This window comes from Pseudoalteromonas sp. N1230-9, assembly GCF_032716425.1.
Taxonomy (GTDB): domain Bacteria; phylum Pseudomonadota; class Gammaproteobacteria; order Enterobacterales; family Alteromonadaceae; genus Pseudoalteromonas.
In genome coordinates this window covers 3,691,666-3,708,895 of sequence record NZ_CP090419.1, presented here as the reverse complement: position 1 = coordinate 3,708,895, position 17,230 = coordinate 3,691,666, and the positions used below count along the sequence as shown (strand labels likewise).

The 17,230-nt window shown below is 43.6% G+C and carries 10 protein-coding genes and 3 rRNA genes; 9 read left to right on the top strand and 4 right to left on the bottom strand.

Annotated elements, in window-relative coordinates; translation table 11 throughout:
* Positions 1-31: 31 nt before the first annotated feature.
* The 9 genes from atpG (at position 32) to rrf (ending at position 12,807) form a co-directional block, all read left to right on the top strand.
* The gene (gene atpG / locus LY624_RS17325; protein ID WP_054554810.1) at positions 32-892 is read left to right on the top strand and encodes a F0F1 ATP synthase subunit gamma; all 861 of its coding nucleotides are present in this window, start codon (positions 32-34) and stop codon (positions 890-892) included.
* A 32-nt stretch (positions 893-924) separates the two neighbouring features.
* Positions 925-2,310 carry a F0F1 ATP synthase subunit beta gene (atpD, locus tag LY624_RS17320; RefSeq protein ID WP_054554811.1) on the top strand — a complete coding sequence of 462 codons (1,386 nt, stop codon included), beginning with the start codon at positions 925-927 and terminating at the stop codon, positions 2,308-2,310.
* Positions 2,311-2,323: 13 nt separating this feature from the next.
* Positions 2,324-2,746 carry a F0F1 ATP synthase subunit epsilon gene (locus tag LY624_RS17315; RefSeq protein ID WP_054554812.1) on the top strand — a complete coding sequence of 141 codons (423 nt, stop codon included), beginning with the start codon at positions 2,324-2,326 and terminating at the stop codon, positions 2,744-2,746.
* Positions 2,747-3,013: 267 nt separating this feature from the next.
* Entirely contained in the window at positions 3,014-4,372 is a 1,359-nt protein-coding gene (glmU, locus tag LY624_RS17310; protein ID WP_341803602.1) for a bifunctional UDP-N-acetylglucosamine diphosphorylase/glucosamine-1-phosphate N-acetyltransferase GlmU, read from the top strand.
* A gap of 407 nt (positions 4,373-4,779) precedes the next feature.
* On the top strand, positions 4,780-5,361 hold the full coding sequence (locus tag LY624_RS17305) for a DUF1240 domain-containing protein (protein ID WP_341803601.1): 582 nt from the start codon (positions 4,780-4,782) through the stop codon (positions 5,359-5,361).
* A gap of 165 nt (positions 5,362-5,526) precedes the next feature.
* Positions 5,527-7,311, top strand: coding sequence for a choice-of-anchor I family protein (locus tag LY624_RS17300; protein ID WP_341803600.1), 1,785 nt, complete (start codon positions 5,527-5,529; stop codon positions 7,309-7,311).
* Positions 7,312-7,855: 544 nt separating this feature from the next.
* Positions 7,856-9,396, top strand: a 16S ribosomal RNA gene (locus LY624_RS17295).
* Between the two features lie 281 nt (positions 9,397-9,677).
* Positions 9,678-12,560, top strand: a 23S ribosomal RNA gene (locus tag LY624_RS17290).
* Positions 12,561-12,692: 132 nt separating this feature from the next.
* Positions 12,693-12,807: ribosomal RNA gene (gene rrf, locus LY624_RS17285) — 5S ribosomal RNA — on the top strand.
* The 16S, 23S and 5S rRNA genes sit together here, the layout of an rRNA operon.
* 308 nt (positions 12,808-13,115) lie before the next feature.
* On the opposite strand, the gene LY624_RS17280 is transcribed toward rrf, so the two are convergent.
* The 4 genes from LY624_RS17280 to LY624_RS17265 form a co-directional block, all read right to left on the bottom strand.
* Positions 13,116-13,811, bottom strand: coding sequence for a hypothetical protein (locus LY624_RS17280; RefSeq protein WP_341803599.1), 696 nt, complete (start codon positions 13,809-13,811; stop codon positions 13,116-13,118).
* Between the two features lie 93 nt (positions 13,812-13,904).
* Positions 13,905-15,182: a LysM peptidoglycan-binding domain-containing protein gene (locus tag LY624_RS17275; protein WP_130150852.1), complete on the bottom strand. Its 1,278-nt coding sequence runs from the start codon at positions 15,180-15,182 to the stop codon at positions 13,905-13,907.
* Positions 15,183-15,300: 118 nt separating this feature from the next.
* Positions 15,301-15,840 carry a hypothetical protein gene (locus LY624_RS17270; protein ID WP_341803598.1) on the bottom strand — a complete coding sequence of 180 codons (540 nt, stop codon included), beginning with the start codon at positions 15,838-15,840 and terminating at the stop codon, positions 15,301-15,303.
* Between the two features lie 85 nt (positions 15,841-15,925).
* Positions 15,926-17,230, bottom strand: coding sequence for a sensor histidine kinase (locus LY624_RS17265; RefSeq protein WP_341803597.1), 1,305 nt, complete (start codon positions 17,228-17,230; stop codon positions 15,926-15,928).

The window sequence follows — 17,230 nt, the reverse complement described above, 5'->3', positions numbered from 1 at the left end:
ACTAAAGCCCACCTGATTCGGAGAGAGAGTCATGGCCAGCGGAAAAGAGATTAAAAGCAAGATCGGGAGTATCAAGAATACTCAAAAGATCACCAGCGCAATGGAAATGGTTGCTGCGTCTAAAATGAAAAAAGCGCAGGAACGTGTGGCGTCAAGCCGTCCATACGCTGAAAACTTACGCCAAGTGATTGGTCGTGTTGCTCAAGCAAATCTTGATTTTACTCACCCTTTTCTAGAAGAGCGTGAAGTAAAACGAGTTGGTTATATTGTTATCTCTACTGACCGTGGTCTATGTGGTGGCTTGAACTCAAATGAGTTCAAAAAAGTTGCCCTAGACGTGAAAGCGTGGAAAGAAAAAGGCGTTGAAGCTGAATTTACTACTTTAGGTAGCAAAGCAGCTGGCTTTTTCCAACGTTTTGGCGGAAAGTTAGTCGCTAAAAAAGCGAACTTAGGAGATACACCTTCATTACAAGACGTGATTGGTCCTGTAAAGACAATGCTAGATGCATACTCTGAAGGTAAAATTGACCGCTTATACGTCGTATTTAACAAGTTCGTTAATACGATGAAGCAAGAGCCAACAATCGATCAGTTACTCCCTTTGCCAAAAGCTGAAGAAGAAGTATCTCAACATTCTTGGGATTACTTATATGAGCCAAACCCAGAAGCTATTTTAGAAGCTCTGTTAGTACGCTTTATTGAGTCTCAAGTATACCAAGGTGTAGTTGAGAACGCTGCCTCTGAACAGGCTGCCCGTATGGTTGCAATGAAAGCTGCAACTGATAACGCTGGCGACCTTATGGATGAGTTACAGCTTGTTTATAACAAGGCTCGTCAAGCTGCAATCACACAAGAAATCAGTGAGATTGTTGGCGGTTCGGCAGCAGTTTAACGCTTCGGCAAAGTTTAATGAGAGGAATAGACATGAGTTTAGGTAAGGTCGTCCAAATTATCGGCGCCGTTGTGGATATCGAATTTCCACAAGACAACGTGCCAGCCGTATATGACGCACTAAAAGTAACAGATGGCGACTTAGCGGGTTTAACTTTAGAAGTTCAACAACAGCTAGGTGGCGGTGTGGTACGTGGTATCGCACTTGGTACTACTGACGGTTTACGTCGTGGTACTGCAGTAGAAGGTACAGGTCAGCCAATCCACGTTCCAGTAGGTACGAAGACACTAGGTCGTATCATGGACGTATTAGGTAACCCTATTGATGAAGCTGGTCCAATTGGTGAAGAAGAGCGTATGTCTATTCACCGTGCAGCACCTTCTTATGAAGAACAATCAAGTTCAGTAGAACTTTTAGAGACGGGTATCAAGGTAATCGACCTTGTATGTCCATTCGCTAAAGGTGGTAAAGTTGGTCTATTCGGTGGTGCCGGTGTAGGTAAAACCGTAAACATGATGGAACTTATCCGTAACATCGCAATCGAGCACAGCGGTTACTCAGTATTCGCAGGTGTTGGTGAGCGTACTCGTGAGGGTAATGACTTCTACCATGAGATGAACGACTCAAACGTACTAGACAAAGTATCGCTAGTATACGGTCAAATGAATGAGCCACCGGGTAACCGTTTACGCGTAGCGTTAACGGGTCTTACTATGGCTGAGAAGTTCCGTGACGAAGGTCGTGACGTACTTTTCTTCGTTGATAACATCTACCGTTATACTCTAGCGGGTACAGAAGTATCAGCACTTCTAGGTCGTATGCCTTCAGCAGTAGGTTACCAACCAACTCTTGCAGAAGAAATGGGTGTACTTCAAGAGCGTATCGCATCGACTAAGACGGGTTCAATCACTTCAATCCAAGCGGTATACGTACCTGCGGATGACTTAACTGACCCATCTCCAGCAACAACGTTTGCTCACTTAGATGCAACAGTAGTACTTTCTCGTGATATCGCTTCACTTGGTATCTACCCTGCGGTAGATCCACTTGATTCATCTTCACGTCAACTTGACCCATTAGTAATCGGTCAAGAGCACTACGATACAGCGCGTGGCGTTCAAACAGTTCTTCAACGTTATAAAGAACTTAAAGACATCATCGCAATCCTAGGTATGGACGAGCTTTCTGACGAAGATAAGCAAGTTGTATCTCGTGCACGTAAAATCCAGCGTTTCCTATCTCAGCCGTTCTTCGTTGCTGAGGTATTCACAGGCGCGCCTGGTAAATACGTGTCACTTAAAGACACAATTGCTGGCTTCAAAGGTATCTTAAACGGTGAGTTTGATGATATGCCAGAGCAAGCGTTCTACATGGTTGGCTCTATTGAAGAAGCTCAAGAAAAAGCCAAAAGCATGTAATTAGGAGGGTAGTATGGCGGCTATGACTGTACATCTTGACGTAGTAAGCGCAGAAGAGAGCTTGTTCTCTGGTCTGGTTGAATCGATTCAAGTGAGTGGTAGTGAAGGTGACCTTGGTGTTAACTATGGTCACGCTCCATTATTAACTGCCCTAAAACCTGGTATGGTACGTTTAGTTAAGCAATTTGGTCACGAAGACGTGATGTATATTGCTGGCGGCACGCTAGAAGTTCAACCGGATCGCATCACGATTCTTGCAGATACTGCAGTACGTGGTGAAGACCTAGACGAGCAAGCGGCTGAAAAAGCTAAACGTGATGCTGAAGAGCAAATGGCGAATACGTCAACTGCTGAGTTAGATTATCAACAAGCTGCAGTGCAACTTGCTGAAGCAATCGCTCAACTTCGCGTAATTCAACAATTACGTAAAAAGTAAGCCTACTCGGTTTTCGAAAAGCCCACTTCGTGTGGGCTTTTTTGTGTCTAAGCATAAATTTTTCGTAAAGATGGTGTTATCACACTTATATCCTTCACCAAACCCCGATAGAATGTCCTGTATTAAAAGTAAGTGGGTTTTTCATTTAAGGTTCAGTCCTGAGCATTAGGATTGAGTATTTGCACATGAGGTGACTTACGTAACCTTGGGTAATTAATTACTTACTCCAATCAGTAAATAAAACAAAGAAAGAAGGATATTGTTTTAATGTCTCTGACAACCGTTATTCTTGCTGCGGGTAAAGGCACTCGTATGCGCTCAGCACTACCAAAGGTGTTACATAAAGTAGCTGGTAAACCTATGGTGCAACACGTGATTGATAATGCCACTGCCCTTGGTGCTCGTGAAACAAACCTTGTCTATGGTCATGGTCGTGATCAGCTACAAGCTGCCCTATCACACAATCAAGTAAACTGGGTATTACAAGAAGAGCAACTTGGTACTGGCCATGCGGTCGCTGTTGCTAAGCAGCACATTGCTGATGACGACACTGTGTTGATTCTCTATGGTGATGTGCCATTGACCAAACGTGCCACATTAGAAAAGCTACTTGCTGCGACCCCTAAAAATGGTCTTGCAGTATTAACGGTCACTCTAGACGACCCTTATGGGTATGGCCGTATGCTTCGCGAAAATGGCAAGCTAGTCGGCATTATTGAACAAAAAGATGCTTCGCCTGAGCAACTCGCAATTAAAGAAATCAATACCGGTATTATGGCTGCCAATGGTGAGTTACTTAAACGTTGGTTAGGTAATCTATCTAACAATAATGCCCAAGGTGAGTACTACCTTACAGATATCGTTGCGATGGCACACAGCGAAGGGGTTGAAATTACTTCTGCACAGCCTGAGCACCCGATGGAAGTTGAAGGCGCTAACAATCGAGTGCAATTAGCGGCACTTGAGCGTGCTTATCAAGCATGGCAAGCAGAAGAACTAATGCTGAAGGGCGCAACTCTTGCTGATCCTGCTCGTATTGATGTGCGTGGTGAAGTAACAACAGGCGAAGATGTACTCATCGACGTTAATGTTATTTTCGAAGGCAAAGTAACATTAGGTAATAATGTTCAGGTTGGCCCTAACTGCGTACTTAAAGATTGCACTATTGGCGATAACGTCATTATTAAAGCTAATTCAATTGTTGAAGAAGCCACGGTTGCAGCTAAATGTACTTTAGGTCCTTATGCCCGCCTTCGCCCTGGTGCGATTATGGAAGAAGACTCACACATCGGTAACTTCGTTGAGATGAAAAAGACCCGCTTAGGTAAAGGGTCAAAAGCTAATCATCTTACTTATTTAGGCGATGCTGAGATCGGTGAAAAGGTCAATATTGGTGCGGGTACTATTACCTGTAACTATGATGGTGTAAATAAATCAAAAACCATCATCGGTGATAACGCCTTTATTGGGTCTAATTCATCACTTGTAGCACCTGTCAATATTGGCTCAACAGCAACGGTTGGTGCTGGTTCAGTTATAACAAGTACAGTTGAAGACGAACAGCTTGCAGTAGCTCGTGGCAAACAACGTAACCTAACTGGTTGGAAGCGCCCAACTAAAAAGTAGGTGTAGAGTTCCTGTTTCAGACAGCGGGCTTTTTTAGCCCGCCTTATGTATTTCATTTAAGTGTTTTAGAATAACCTCAATGGATCAAATGAAATACTAAAGGGTTTACTCAGCTTACGCTTGTCGTGCTATTGAATATAGACAACGCCTAAACAAATCATAACCCTTTTCGCTCGTAGCAGGCATGTAGGTGTTTTGTTCTCTTGGTTCTTTTCTGATACCTCTAGTTATGTAAATTTTTTATCTGAGCGTTTGCGGATAAGCGAAGAAAATATCCGAGCAGGTAAAATACGAGTTACTAACCAAATACAAAAAATTGAAAATGACTATAATGATAACCCTATAGATTTTTTGAAAAAAGTATTTGGGATTCCAACTATAAATAAGAGTCCTATTCGATGAAACTAATGGAATGGACAGACCTTGAAGCTAAATATGCACAAGCTCGTTCAAATGAAGCAACATCTAAAAAAATTTTACTCTTTATAATTACAGTCTTAATTATTTTGACAGTTACAGCTTCTTTATCTGAGTTTCAAGAACTCTTTTTTTATAATGATGATCATTTTTTTGTAAAAGAGAGTAGTAGTACAGTTCTACTTATCTTGTTATTGCCATTTTGGCTCTACTTTTGGATTGCAACTTTGCAGTTCTTATTGAGCTATAGTTTTAAATTATCCATGACTCTAGCTATCAAAAGTGGTGTCTCAGGTTGCTTGCTTTTGATTATCGGGTTTTATCCCTTTAATTATTATGTTGAGACGACGCTTATCGACAAAGGGTATGTCTATTGCAATTGGTTAACTGGTTCATCAGTTAGAGCTCCTGATATTTGGTTGAAAAATGAATATTTGTGCTTACAAGACGGCTCTGTCGTTTTGAGTGATGTGTATAAGTGGTTCGAAATACATAATGAGAAAGGCATTGAGCCAAAATTAGAAGAATTAGAAATTCTCATTCAAAAAGCCAGATCTGAAATAAATCGGTGAACTACCTAACAACAGCGCTAAAGATGAGCGTTAGGTTACTAATTTATAAAGAAAGCGAGTTTATACTCGCTTTTTTTGTGGCTGATTTATTCTCATAAAAGTGCCATATAGCTGTAATGCCTGCGTGTTGTAATTGGGTCAATACAATACGAAGGAAAAATAATAATGTTAAAAAGAACAATTATTGCGCTATCACTTTTAACCATTCTCACTGGCTGCTCATTAGAGGGTGACGACGGCAAAGACGGCCTACAAGGTGAACAAGGTTCAGCAGGTCAAGACGGAGTAAATGGCGAAGATGCAAATTCTACTTTAACTATAAATCTTATCGGGCGTGCAGTGCTTAACGCAGAAAGTCCTGAAGGGGCAGCTGAGATTGTCGCTTATCAAACTTCTAAACAACGAATTTTTGCTATTAATAGTTCCGGTGATTCTGCCGTTGTGAATATCATAAAAGCTGATAGCTTTGACCCTGCTGCTTTAGTCAAAGATAACGAAGGGGTTATAAACGGCACTAATTTAACCTCAGAGATGACCCTTGCACTGAATGAACACAGTGCTGGCGATGCAAACAGTATCGCTATTGATGCTAATAATGAACTTTTAGCCGTCGCAATGGCAGCCAGTAATACCGGCGATGCAGGTTTAATCGCATTTTATGACATTAGTGGCGATGAGCCTCAGTTTATTAAAAATGTATCTGTTGGCGCCCTACCCGACATGGTGACGTTTAGCCATGACGGCAATAAAGTATTGGTTGCAAATGAAGGCGAACCTAATGGTGATTACAGCGTCGACCCTGAGGGTTCAATTAGCATCATTAACATCACAAATAGTGTAATTTCAGATACTGCTATTAGCTTAACGTTTACTGCTTATAACGATAAACAAGCAGAACTTGAAGAGTTAGGAATTGTATTTGCGAATCCGACTGGCCGTACAATCAACGGCAAGCTAATAAATACAACCGTTGCTATGGACTTAGAGCCTGAATACATCAGTGTTTCTAAAGACGATAAGTTTGCCTACGTTACACTGCAAGAAAATAACGCCCTTGCTATCGTGAATCTTGAAGACAATAGCCTAGAGCTTAAAGGGTTAGGTTTTAAAGATTGGTCTAATTTATTGATTGACGCATCAGATAAAGACGGTGGCGTTAATTTTAAATCATACCCAGGCCTCTATGGCATGTATCAACCTGATACGATTTCAAGCTTTACCTGGAAAGGTGCAAACTTCATTGTTACTGCCAATGAAGGTGATGCACGAGAATATTTCTTTAACACAACCGACGAAGCTGATTGTTTAGCAAAAGGTGGCCTTGATTACGATAAAGATGACGGCTGTTTATCATATATAGATGAGACCAGAGCGAAAGACTTAACTCTAGCAAGTAATTTTGATTACCTTAACAATGACAATAATGATATTGGCCGTTTAAAAGTGACTACTGTTAAAGGTGATGAAGATAACGATGGTGAATACGAGTCACTCTATGCATACGGCGCTCGCTCTTTTACTATCTGGGATAGTAACGGCATGGTGGTTTTTGATTCAGGCGATCAAATCTCACGCATTACCGCTTCAGTCCACGGAGCAGCATTTAACAATAACGAAGATGAAAATGCCGGTGATAGTCGCTCTGATGACAAAGGTGCAGAGCCAGAAGCATTAGCACTGGGTACAATTGGTGAGCGTACATTTGCATTTATTGGTCTAGAGCGTATGGGCGGCATCATGGTGTTTGATATCACTAATCCATACAACGTGACATTCCAAGACTACTTTTTTAATCGTGGTTTAGAAGCCGATGCAGATATAACCGGTGATCTTGCTCCTGAAGGTATGGCATTTATACCTGCAGAGCAAAGTGCAACGAATGAAGCATTGCTCGTTGTTGGCAATGAAATTTCAGGTTCAATCGCTGTTTGGGAAATTTCTACTAACTAATCCCACCCATAAAGATAAAAAGCGACATAGCTAATTTAAAGCATGTCGCTTTTTCTACACCATTTCACCCTCAAAAAATGACTGCTTTTTAAGCTAAAATCCCTCTGTAGCCCTTTATTTGTATGGTTATTGTACTAATTTGAAAATAATCAAAAAAACCTTCAAAAAGTGCTTGCGTTAATTCTTCGCATCCCTATAATGCGCATCCACTGACACGGCGGGCAGCAATGAAAAGCGCTGAACAAGGTGACAGAGAGTTAAGTAAAACTTCGGTTTAAAACGGTCTAAAAAGAAAGTTTAAAATTAAGTGTTGACTCGAAAATTTAAGGATGTATTATACGCATCCCTAGCGACAACGTCGCAACGTTCTTTAACAATATAAAGCAATCATCTGTGTGGGCACTCGTACAGGTTGGGTTCTAACAGCGACGCTTAGTTTACTAAGTGGAGCAAACAAATTTAGAGTCTCAATTTCTTATGAGTGACTATATAGTCAATTTATACAGAATTCATTGAGCACGAAACTTCGGTTTCAAAAAACTTTTAATTGAAGAGTTTGATCATGGCTCAGATTGAACGCTGGCGGCAGGCCTAACACATGCAAGTCGAGCGGAAACGAAGAGGAGCTTGCTCCTTTGGCGTCGAGCGGCGGACGGGTGAGTAATGCTTGGGAATGTGCCTTATGGTGGGGGACAACAGTTGGAAACGACTGCTAATACCGCATAATGTCTTCGGACCAAAGTGGGGGACCTTCGGGCCTCACGCCATAAGATCAGCCCAAGTGGGATTAGCTAGTTGGTAAGGTAATGGCTTACCAAGGCGACGATCCCTAGCTGGTTTGAGAGGATGATCAGCCACACTGGGACTGAGACACGGCCCAGACTCCTACGGGAGGCAGCAGTGGGGAATATTGCACAATGGGCGCAAGCCTGATGCAGCCATGCCGCGTGTGTGAAGAAGGCCTTCGGGTTGTAAAGCACTTTCAGTAAGGAGGAAAGGTTAAGTGTTAATAGCACTTAGCTGTGACGTTACTTACAGAAGAAGCACCGGCTAACTCCGTGCCAGCAGCCGCGGTAATACGGAGGGTGCGAGCGTTAATCGGAATTACTGGGCGTAAAGCGTACGCAGGCGGTTTGTTAAGCGAGATGTGAAAGCCCCGGGCTCAACCTGGGAACTGCATTTCGAACTGGCAAACTAGAGTGTGATAGAGGGTGGTAGAATTTCAGGTGTAGCGGTGAAATGCGTAGAGATCTGAAGGAATACCGATGGCGAAGGCAGCCACCTGGGTCAACACTGACGCTCATGTACGAAAGCGTGGGGAGCAAACAGGATTAGATACCCTGGTAGTCCACGCCGTAAACGATGTCTACTAGAAGCTCGACTCTTCGGAGTTGTTTTTCAAAGCTAACGCATTAAGTAGACCGCCTGGGGAGTACGGCCGCAAGGTTAAAACTCAAATGAATTGACGGGGGCCCGCACAAGCGGTGGAGCATGTGGTTTAATTCGATGCAACGCGAAGAACCTTACCTACACTTGACATACAGCGAACTTACTAGAGATAGTTTGGTGCCTTCGGGAACGCTGATACAGGTGCTGCATGGCTGTCGTCAGCTCGTGTTGTGAGATGTTGGGTTAAGTCCCGCAACGAGCGCAACCCCTATCCTTAGTTGCCAGCGATTCGGTCGGGAACTCTAAGGAGACTGCCGGTGATAAACCGGAGGAAGGTGGGGACGACGTCAAGTCATCATGGCCCTTACGTGTAGGGCTACACACGTGCTACAATGGCGCATACAGAGTGCTGCGAACCTGCGAGGGTAAGCGAATCACTTAAAGTGCGTCGTAGTCCGGATTGGAGTCTGCAACTCGACTCCATGAAGTCGGAATCGCTAGTAATCGCATATCAGAATGATGCGGTGAATACGTTCCCGGGCCTTGTACACACCGCCCGTCACACCATGGGAGTGGGTTGCTCCAGAAGTGGATAGTCTAACCTTCGGGAGGACGTTCACCACGGAGTGATTCATGACTGGGGTGAAGTCGTAACAAGGTAGCCCTAGGGGAACCTGGGGCTGGATCACCTCCTTATACGATTTAGAACTTATTTGTTCGTAGTGTCCACACAGATGATTGTTAGTTAGCTAAACCGCTTGGTTTACCTAATTAATATGCTCTTTAAAAATTTGGAAAGCTGATATTAAAATTCTTATAGATAACATTGTTATTTATAAAGAGTTTTCAAAAGTAAAAAATATGCCATTAATCGACAGATTAATTGGTATCTACTTTAGTATTCTCATCATTATTTGATGAATTAACTTCTGGCGAAGTTAACAGCTGTCACTAACAAAGACCCGTTTGGGTTGTATGGTTAAGTGACTAAGCGTACACGGTGGATGCCTTGGCAGTTGGAGGCGATGAAGGACGTATTAACTTGCGATAAGCCTAGTCAAGCTAGTAAAAAGCGCTTGAGACTAGGATTTCCGAATGGGGAAACCCACCTGCTTGCAGGTATCTTGCACTGAATACATAGGTGTAAGAGGCGAACGCGGAGAACTGAAACATCTAAGTACCCGTAGGAACAGAAATCAACCGAGATTCCGGAAGTAGCGGCGAGCGAAACCGGACCAGCCCTTAAGCTTATTTTGTGTTAGTGAAACATTCTGGAAAGTTTGACGATACAGGGTGATAGTCCCGTACACGAAAATGCAATCTAAGTGAAATCGAGTAGGTCGGAGCACGTGAAACTTTGACTGAATATAGGTGGACCATCATCTAAGGCTAAATACTCCCAACTGACCGATAGTGAACCAGTACCGTGAGGGAAAGGCGAAAAGAACCCCTGTGAGGGGAGTGAAATAGAACCTGAAACCGTGTACGTACAAGCAGTAGGAGCCCTTCGAGGGTGACTGCGTACCTTTTGTATAATGGGTCAGCGACTTATATTTTGTAGCGAGGTTAACCGATTAGGGTAGCCGTAGTGAAAGCGAGCGTTAACTGCGCGTTGAGTTGCAAGGTATAGACCCGAAACCCGGTGATCTAGCCATGGGCAGGTTGAAGGTTGAGTAACATCAACTGGAGGACCGAACCCACTAACGTTGAAAAGTTAGGGGATGACCTGTGGCTAGGAGTGAAAGGCTAATCAAACCGGGAGATAGCTGGTTCTCCCCGAAATCTATTTAGGTAGAGCCTCGGACGAATACTTACGGGGGTAGAGCACTGTTAAGGCTAGGGGGTCATCCCGACTTACCAACCCTTTGCAAACTCCGAATACCGTAAAGTACTATCCGGGAGACACACGGCGGGTGCTAACGTCCGTCGTGAAGAGGGAAACAACCCAGACCGCCAGCTAAGGTCCCAAAGTCATAGTTAAGTGGGAAACGATGTGGAAAGGCCCAGACAGCCAGGAGGTTGGCTTAGAAGCAGCCATCCTTTAAAGAAAGCGTAATAGCTCACTGGTCGAGTCGGTCTGCGCGGAAGATGTAACGGGGCTAAACTATGCACCGAAGCTGCGGATTCAAACTTTGTTTGAGTGGTAGGGGAGCGTTCTGTAAGCCGTTGAAGGTGAACCGGGAGGTTTGCTGGAGGTATCAGAAGTGCGAATGCTGACATGAGTAACGATAATGCGGGTGAAAAACCCGCACGCCGGAAGACCAAGGGTTCCTATCCCATGTTAATCAGGGTAGGGTAAGTCGACCCCTAAGGCGAGGCCGAAAGGCGTAGTCGATGGGAAACGGGTTAATATTCCCGTACTTGGTATAATTGCGATGGGGGGACGGAGCAGGCTAAGCAAGCATGGCGTTGGTTGTCCATGTGAAAGTAAGTAGGTTGAGAGTTTAGGAAAATCCGGACTCTTAAGACTGAGATACGAGACGAGCACCCAAGGGTGTGAAGTTGCTGATGCCATACTTCCAGGAAAAGCCTCTAAGCTTCAGATTATACCGAATCGTACCCCAAACCGACACAGGTGGTCAGGTAGAGAATACTAAGGCGCTTGAGAGAACTCGGGTGAAGGAACTAGGCAAAATTGTACCGTAACTTCGGGAGAAGGTACGCTCCTATCTGTGATGAGATTTACTCTCTAAGCGGACGGGAGCCGCAGTGACCAGGTGGCTGGGACTGTTTATTAAAAACACAGCACTGTGCAAAATCGCAAGATGACGTATACGGTGTGACACCTGCCCGGTGCCGGAAGGTTAATTGATGGGGTTAGTTTTCGGACGAAGCTCTTGATCGAAGCCCCGGTAAACGGCGGCCGTAACTATAACGGTCCTAAGGTAGCGAAATTCCTTGTCGGGTAAGTTCCGACCTGCACGAATGGTGTAACCATGGCCACGCTGTCTCCACCCGAGACTCAGTGAAATTGAAATCGCAGTGAAGATGCTGTGTACCCGCGGCTAGACGGAAAGACCCCGTGAACCTTTACTACAGCTTGGCACTGAACATTGACCCTACATGTGTAGGATAGGTGGGAGGCTTTGAAGCAGAGACGCTAGTCTTTGTGGAGCCGTCCTTGAAATACCACCCTTGTAGTGTTGATGTTCTAACGTTGGTCCCTGATCGGGATTACGGACAGTGCCTGGTGGGTAGTTTGACTGGGGCGGTCTCCTCCCAAAGAGTAACGGAGGAGCACGAAGGTTGGCTAAGTACGGTCGGACATCGTACGGTTAGTGTAATGGTAGAAGCCAGCTTAACTGCGAGACAGACACGTCGAGCAGGTACGAAAGTAGGTCATAGTGATCCGGTGGTTCTGAATGGAAGGGCCATCGCTCAACGGATAAAAGGTACTCCGGGGATAACAGGCTGATACCGCCCAAGAGTTCATATCGACGGCGGTGTTTGGCACCTCGATGTCGGCTCATCACATCCTGGGGCTGAAGTCGGTCCCAAGGGTATGGCTGTTCGCCATTTAAAGTGGTACGCGAGCTGGGTTTAGAACGTCGTGAGACAGTTCGGTCCCTATCTGCCGTGGGCGTTTGAGAATTGAGAGGGGTTGCTCCTAGTACGAGAGGACCGGAGTGAACGAACCGCTGGTGTTCGGGTTGTCATGCCAATGGCACTGCCCGGTAGCTACGTTCGGAACTGATAAGCGCTGAAAGCATCTAAGCGCGAAGCAGGCCTCGAGATGAGTTCTCACTAGACTTTTAAAGTCTCTGAAGGGCCGTTGAAGACTACAACGTTGATAGGCAGGATGTGGAAGTGGTGTGAGCCATTAAGCTAACCTGTACTAATTACCCGTGAGGCTTAACCATACAACGCCAAACGCGTTTTGTGGCAGCGTAACAACGCAAAACAGAAGTTAAATTACTAAAGTAGAATTTACTTACAATCAGCATTCCGAATTTAGTAGTCGCGATTTTATATCGCGTTTACAACACATTTTGCTTGGTGACAATAGCGTTTTGGACCCACCTGACCCCATGCCGAACTCAGTAGTGAAACGAAACAGCGCCGATGATAGTGTGGCATTTGCCATGTGAAAGTAGGACATCGCCAGGCTCCTAATTAAAGAAAGCCCGATTCGAAAGAGTCGGGGTTTTTTGCGTTTGGAGCTGACAGCTTTCAGACATCAGCTGAAACACAGAGATATCAGACGTCAGATATTAGAGAACAGTTGAACTACGGGGGAATTTGGTAATAGAGTCACCCTCAGCAACCCCCCGTAGGAGGCACTTCAGTGCCGAATAAATTAAACAAACACATTCATGGCTAAAGCCATTCCTACAAGTACACTTTGCCTAGAGCCTTCGGCAGAGGAAGGCACAGCATCAAACACCTTCACCGCGCTGAAAGCTGATAGCTCGTTGTCACTCACACTGCTGTATTTCTCTCACATCGCCGCGGCCGTCGCTTAGATAGCATTGTTCTAACAACGAGCAGTAGCAGATCTCAGTTTTGATATTAAAGCGTTGCTTATTTACCTTGTCCCACTGAGTTGCATTGAAACCAGTTCTCTTAAAACCAAAAAGATTAAGTTCAGCGCCTGAGGCTAATAATCGGTTATTACTAACGCCGGTGTACAACCAACCAAAAGTTTCAAAGAAATTGATGTCAGTTGACTCTTTTTGCAGTTCATTTAACTGTGCTTCATAAGCATAAATATCAAAGCAGCAGTCTTTTATTACTTCAAATATCTCTGTATACGACTTTTCATCGTGGAAGAATTTAACGTATTTAATAATGGCTGGGCCTGATCCTGAGTTTTTAATGTAAAAAGTAATTTCTTCAGAATTTTTTTCTTCATTGAAATTCCCCGTCATCACTTCGAGCCATGGCCAGGTTGCGGCTTTTACTTGCCGCTCTGCGGCGTTGGCTTGTAAGTAAGTGGCATAAAAGGAGGCTGCTGAAATTATAATAGCGCACAATGCGAGAAAAAGGTTTAGCCGCTCGTTGGTCAACCAAACTTCGGACTTATTTGTGTTGCTTGGTTGTGCGCTCAAATTTGTGGATACTATATCTGAGTTATTATTTGATTTAATGATATCCTGCTTTTGATTGTCCATAGTCTTGTATTTGTTGTTTTTTATAGACTATAAAACATGCAGATTAAATTGCATACAAAAAGAAACAGGGAGTATTTCTCCCTGTTTGAGCTATTAGCTGTTTGAAATAAATACGGTGAGCTTTTCACCAACTTTTAAGCTATCTCTTGAAAGGTTATTCCATTGTTTAAGCTTAGTGATACTGACCTTGTATTGTTTAGCTATCTTCCAAAGGCTGTCGCCAGATTTCACTTTGTATTCGATTTGTTGATCAGCTAGTTGCGGTAATATAAGCTTTTGGCCTATACGAATAGTATTTGTTTTTAAGTTATTGAAAGCTTTGAGTTGGCTAACGGTTACTTTATAGTTCTTTGCGATCACACTTAAGCTATCACCGCGTTTGACTGTGTAATGTTGCCACTGGCTAAAGTCATTACTCTTTTGGTTAGCTAATAGGGTTTGATAATGTGCTTGCTGCTCTTTCGGGACCACAATATGCGGCGCATCAATTACAGCAGGGTAACGGATAACACCATGGTTTAGCTCTTCAAGCTCTTGCCACTTTGCTTTATCTGCCAAGATCACAGCACCTGTCACGGGTAAGGTCGCAATGGCCTGCTCATTTTTAATGGCAGGGAATACCATTTTTTGATGTTTTAATAATTGTGCTGCAGCAAGTAACTTAGGCACGTAGTGTTTAGTTTGTGATGGCAGTTTCAAGCTAAAGAAATCAGTCGATTTACCTTGCTTTTTATTACGAGCAATAGCTTGTAGCACTCGTCCTTCACCAATGTTGTAGGCAGCAATAGCATGATACCAATTACCATCAAAGCGTTTATAAAGGTATTCCATAAAATCGAGAGCTGCACGTGTGCTGTCAATTACATCTTGGCGACCATCATACCAAGGGGTAATTTTTACTTTGAAATATTTAGCTAGAGAGGGTGTTAACTGCCACAAACCTGAAGCATGTTTATGTGAATAGGCACTGGCATCAAAATCACTCTCTATAAGTGGCATCAGGGCGAGTTCTATTGGTAAGTCACGGTTTTCTACTTCTGTAACGATATGATACAAATACGGCGCTGCACGGCGGCTTATTTCTTCCATGTAATTTGGATGAGTAAGGTACCAAGCTATGCGTTTTTGCACATCTGGGTGGCTTGAATCGCTAAACTGCAATTGAATGCGAATACGCTGCCATACGTCATCAAGTTCACTCGGTTTTAGCGGTGTAACCGCGTCTACTTGTGCTGTTTTAGTGTTTGCAACCACAGTACCTGGATTGGCTTTGATGGTAGGCTTCTTTTCGGGAAGAGACTCAGGGGCAGTCTGACAGCCTGTTACAATGAGAGAAACAACAACAAGGCCTAAAAATCGATTTAAAAACACGTATTAAAATACTCCATTAACTTAGGTGCGGGTAAACTAAAGCGCCTAAGCTTAACATAAGGTGAGTTAAATATGACCATTAGATTAACAGCTCGCTAACTTACTCACCCAATTGAAATTAAAACGAAATACTAACTTGTAACCCAGCGTAGCCATGGTTTTGTGCTTCCCAATAGCGGCTGTCTATTTCTCGGGCTCTAGCATAGATCTCTATTCTGAACGGCTTTGAATCCACTCCCAAGCCAACCCCCACATAGCCATCAATATTATTGTGGTCGTCATCAAAGCGGTCGCTGTAATCATGGTCATCTCGGTCGTCGTAAACAGCAAGCTCTATTAAATCTATGCCCACTTCGCCATAGGCAAAAAAGTCACTGAAATAGCCAAATTTGATGCCGCTATCTAAGGTTAGAAATGTTTCCCGATCACCTTTTTTAGTAAACACTTCAGCTGAGCCTAATGCAGTTGTAAATGCTGCGCCGAAATTGCTGCGGTTAGCTTTAGTCATAAATTCGATGCCTGCCGAGGTGATTGAATCAGTACTATTATGCTCTGATTTAACAAACAAGTTCATATCTGGGCTGTCATAAATGCCAGCAAAGCTTGTAGCAGGAACAAAGGCAAGTGATGCGAAGAGCGCCAAGAGGGTAGGTTTCATATTAGTTAATCCATTAAACTTTAATGGGTAGATGATACCAAACAGCGCCTTAGCAAATTGTAAGTAATTGTTCTAACGATGTAAGTTAACCGAACACACAGCGAAAGCAGGCTCCTTGTTGGCGTTTGATATATACCAAATCGCCACCATGATTGAGCATGATCTGGCGCGATAAACTTAAGCCTATTCCTGAGCCTTGTTGCTTGGTAGTAAAAAATGGCACAAAAATCATCTCGATCACATGATCGCTAATGCCAGTTCCATTGTCGCTGACCTCTAAATACAGTTGCTGATTAGCATTTTGCGCAATGTTTACCTCAATGCACTTTGCTGACTCTGGATTATTTAACTGCTTTAGTACATCAAGGGCATTTTTAAGTAGGTTTATTATTACTTGTTCAACTTGGCCTCTATCTATCATTACTAACTGCTGGCTTTGCACCGATAAATTCAAAGTAATATTAAGTTGCTTAGCCTGTTGTGAGTGTAGAGCGACAACTTGCTTGGCAAGATCTGCCAGAATATGTGGTTGTAAGTGTGGGGTGGGTAAGCTACTAACCTTTTTAAATTGCGCTATAAACTCCCCTAAATGTTCGGTTCGCGATGCCAGTGTTGTTAAGGCAAGTTGCAGGTCTTGTTTATCTTCCTGATCATCAAAACAAAGCTCATTTGGCAGCAGCGCCGTACAAGTTTGTGCTAGTGAAGAGAGTGGCGTAATCGAATTAGCAATTTCATGGGTTAGTACTTTGGTAAGGCGTTTATAAGCTTGTTGCTCTTTTAATTGCAGCTGATCATGGATAGATTGCAAACTGATCACTTTACGAACTTTACCTTGGATTTCGGCAATACTGATCTGCACAGATAACGTATCGTGCTGCTCACCATTTTGCCATGGCACGGTATTACGGCTACTTTGTTTAGCGCCTTGGACAAGGTTTGCTATTACACCTAAATCATCGATGTGCTTTACAGCTTGTCCAAGTAAACGACTGACCGCTGGATTGCTTTCAATAATACTGCCTTGTTCATCACACACTAATACTGCTAAATCGATATGAATTAATAGCGCTTGTAAGAACTGGGCTTGTTGCTCTGCATTAAAACGCGCAGCCTGAATTTGTTGTTTAACCTGCTCAAATTGCTGCTGCATAGGGTGTTGGTCGCCAAAGCCTAATGTGCTGTCTCCATTTGCTAAAGCGCGAAAAACAATATCTGCACGCCTTGTTTGGCGTTTAAATAAATTAAAAATTTGCGCGGCACATACCAAATTTAAAATTACTAAAACTACCGAAATTGCAGAAAACCCGCTTTGCTCTACTTGCCAAAACAAAGTAATTGATAAACCTATTAATGCAGCTAATAGGCTGGCTAAGCTAATGAAATTTCGCAT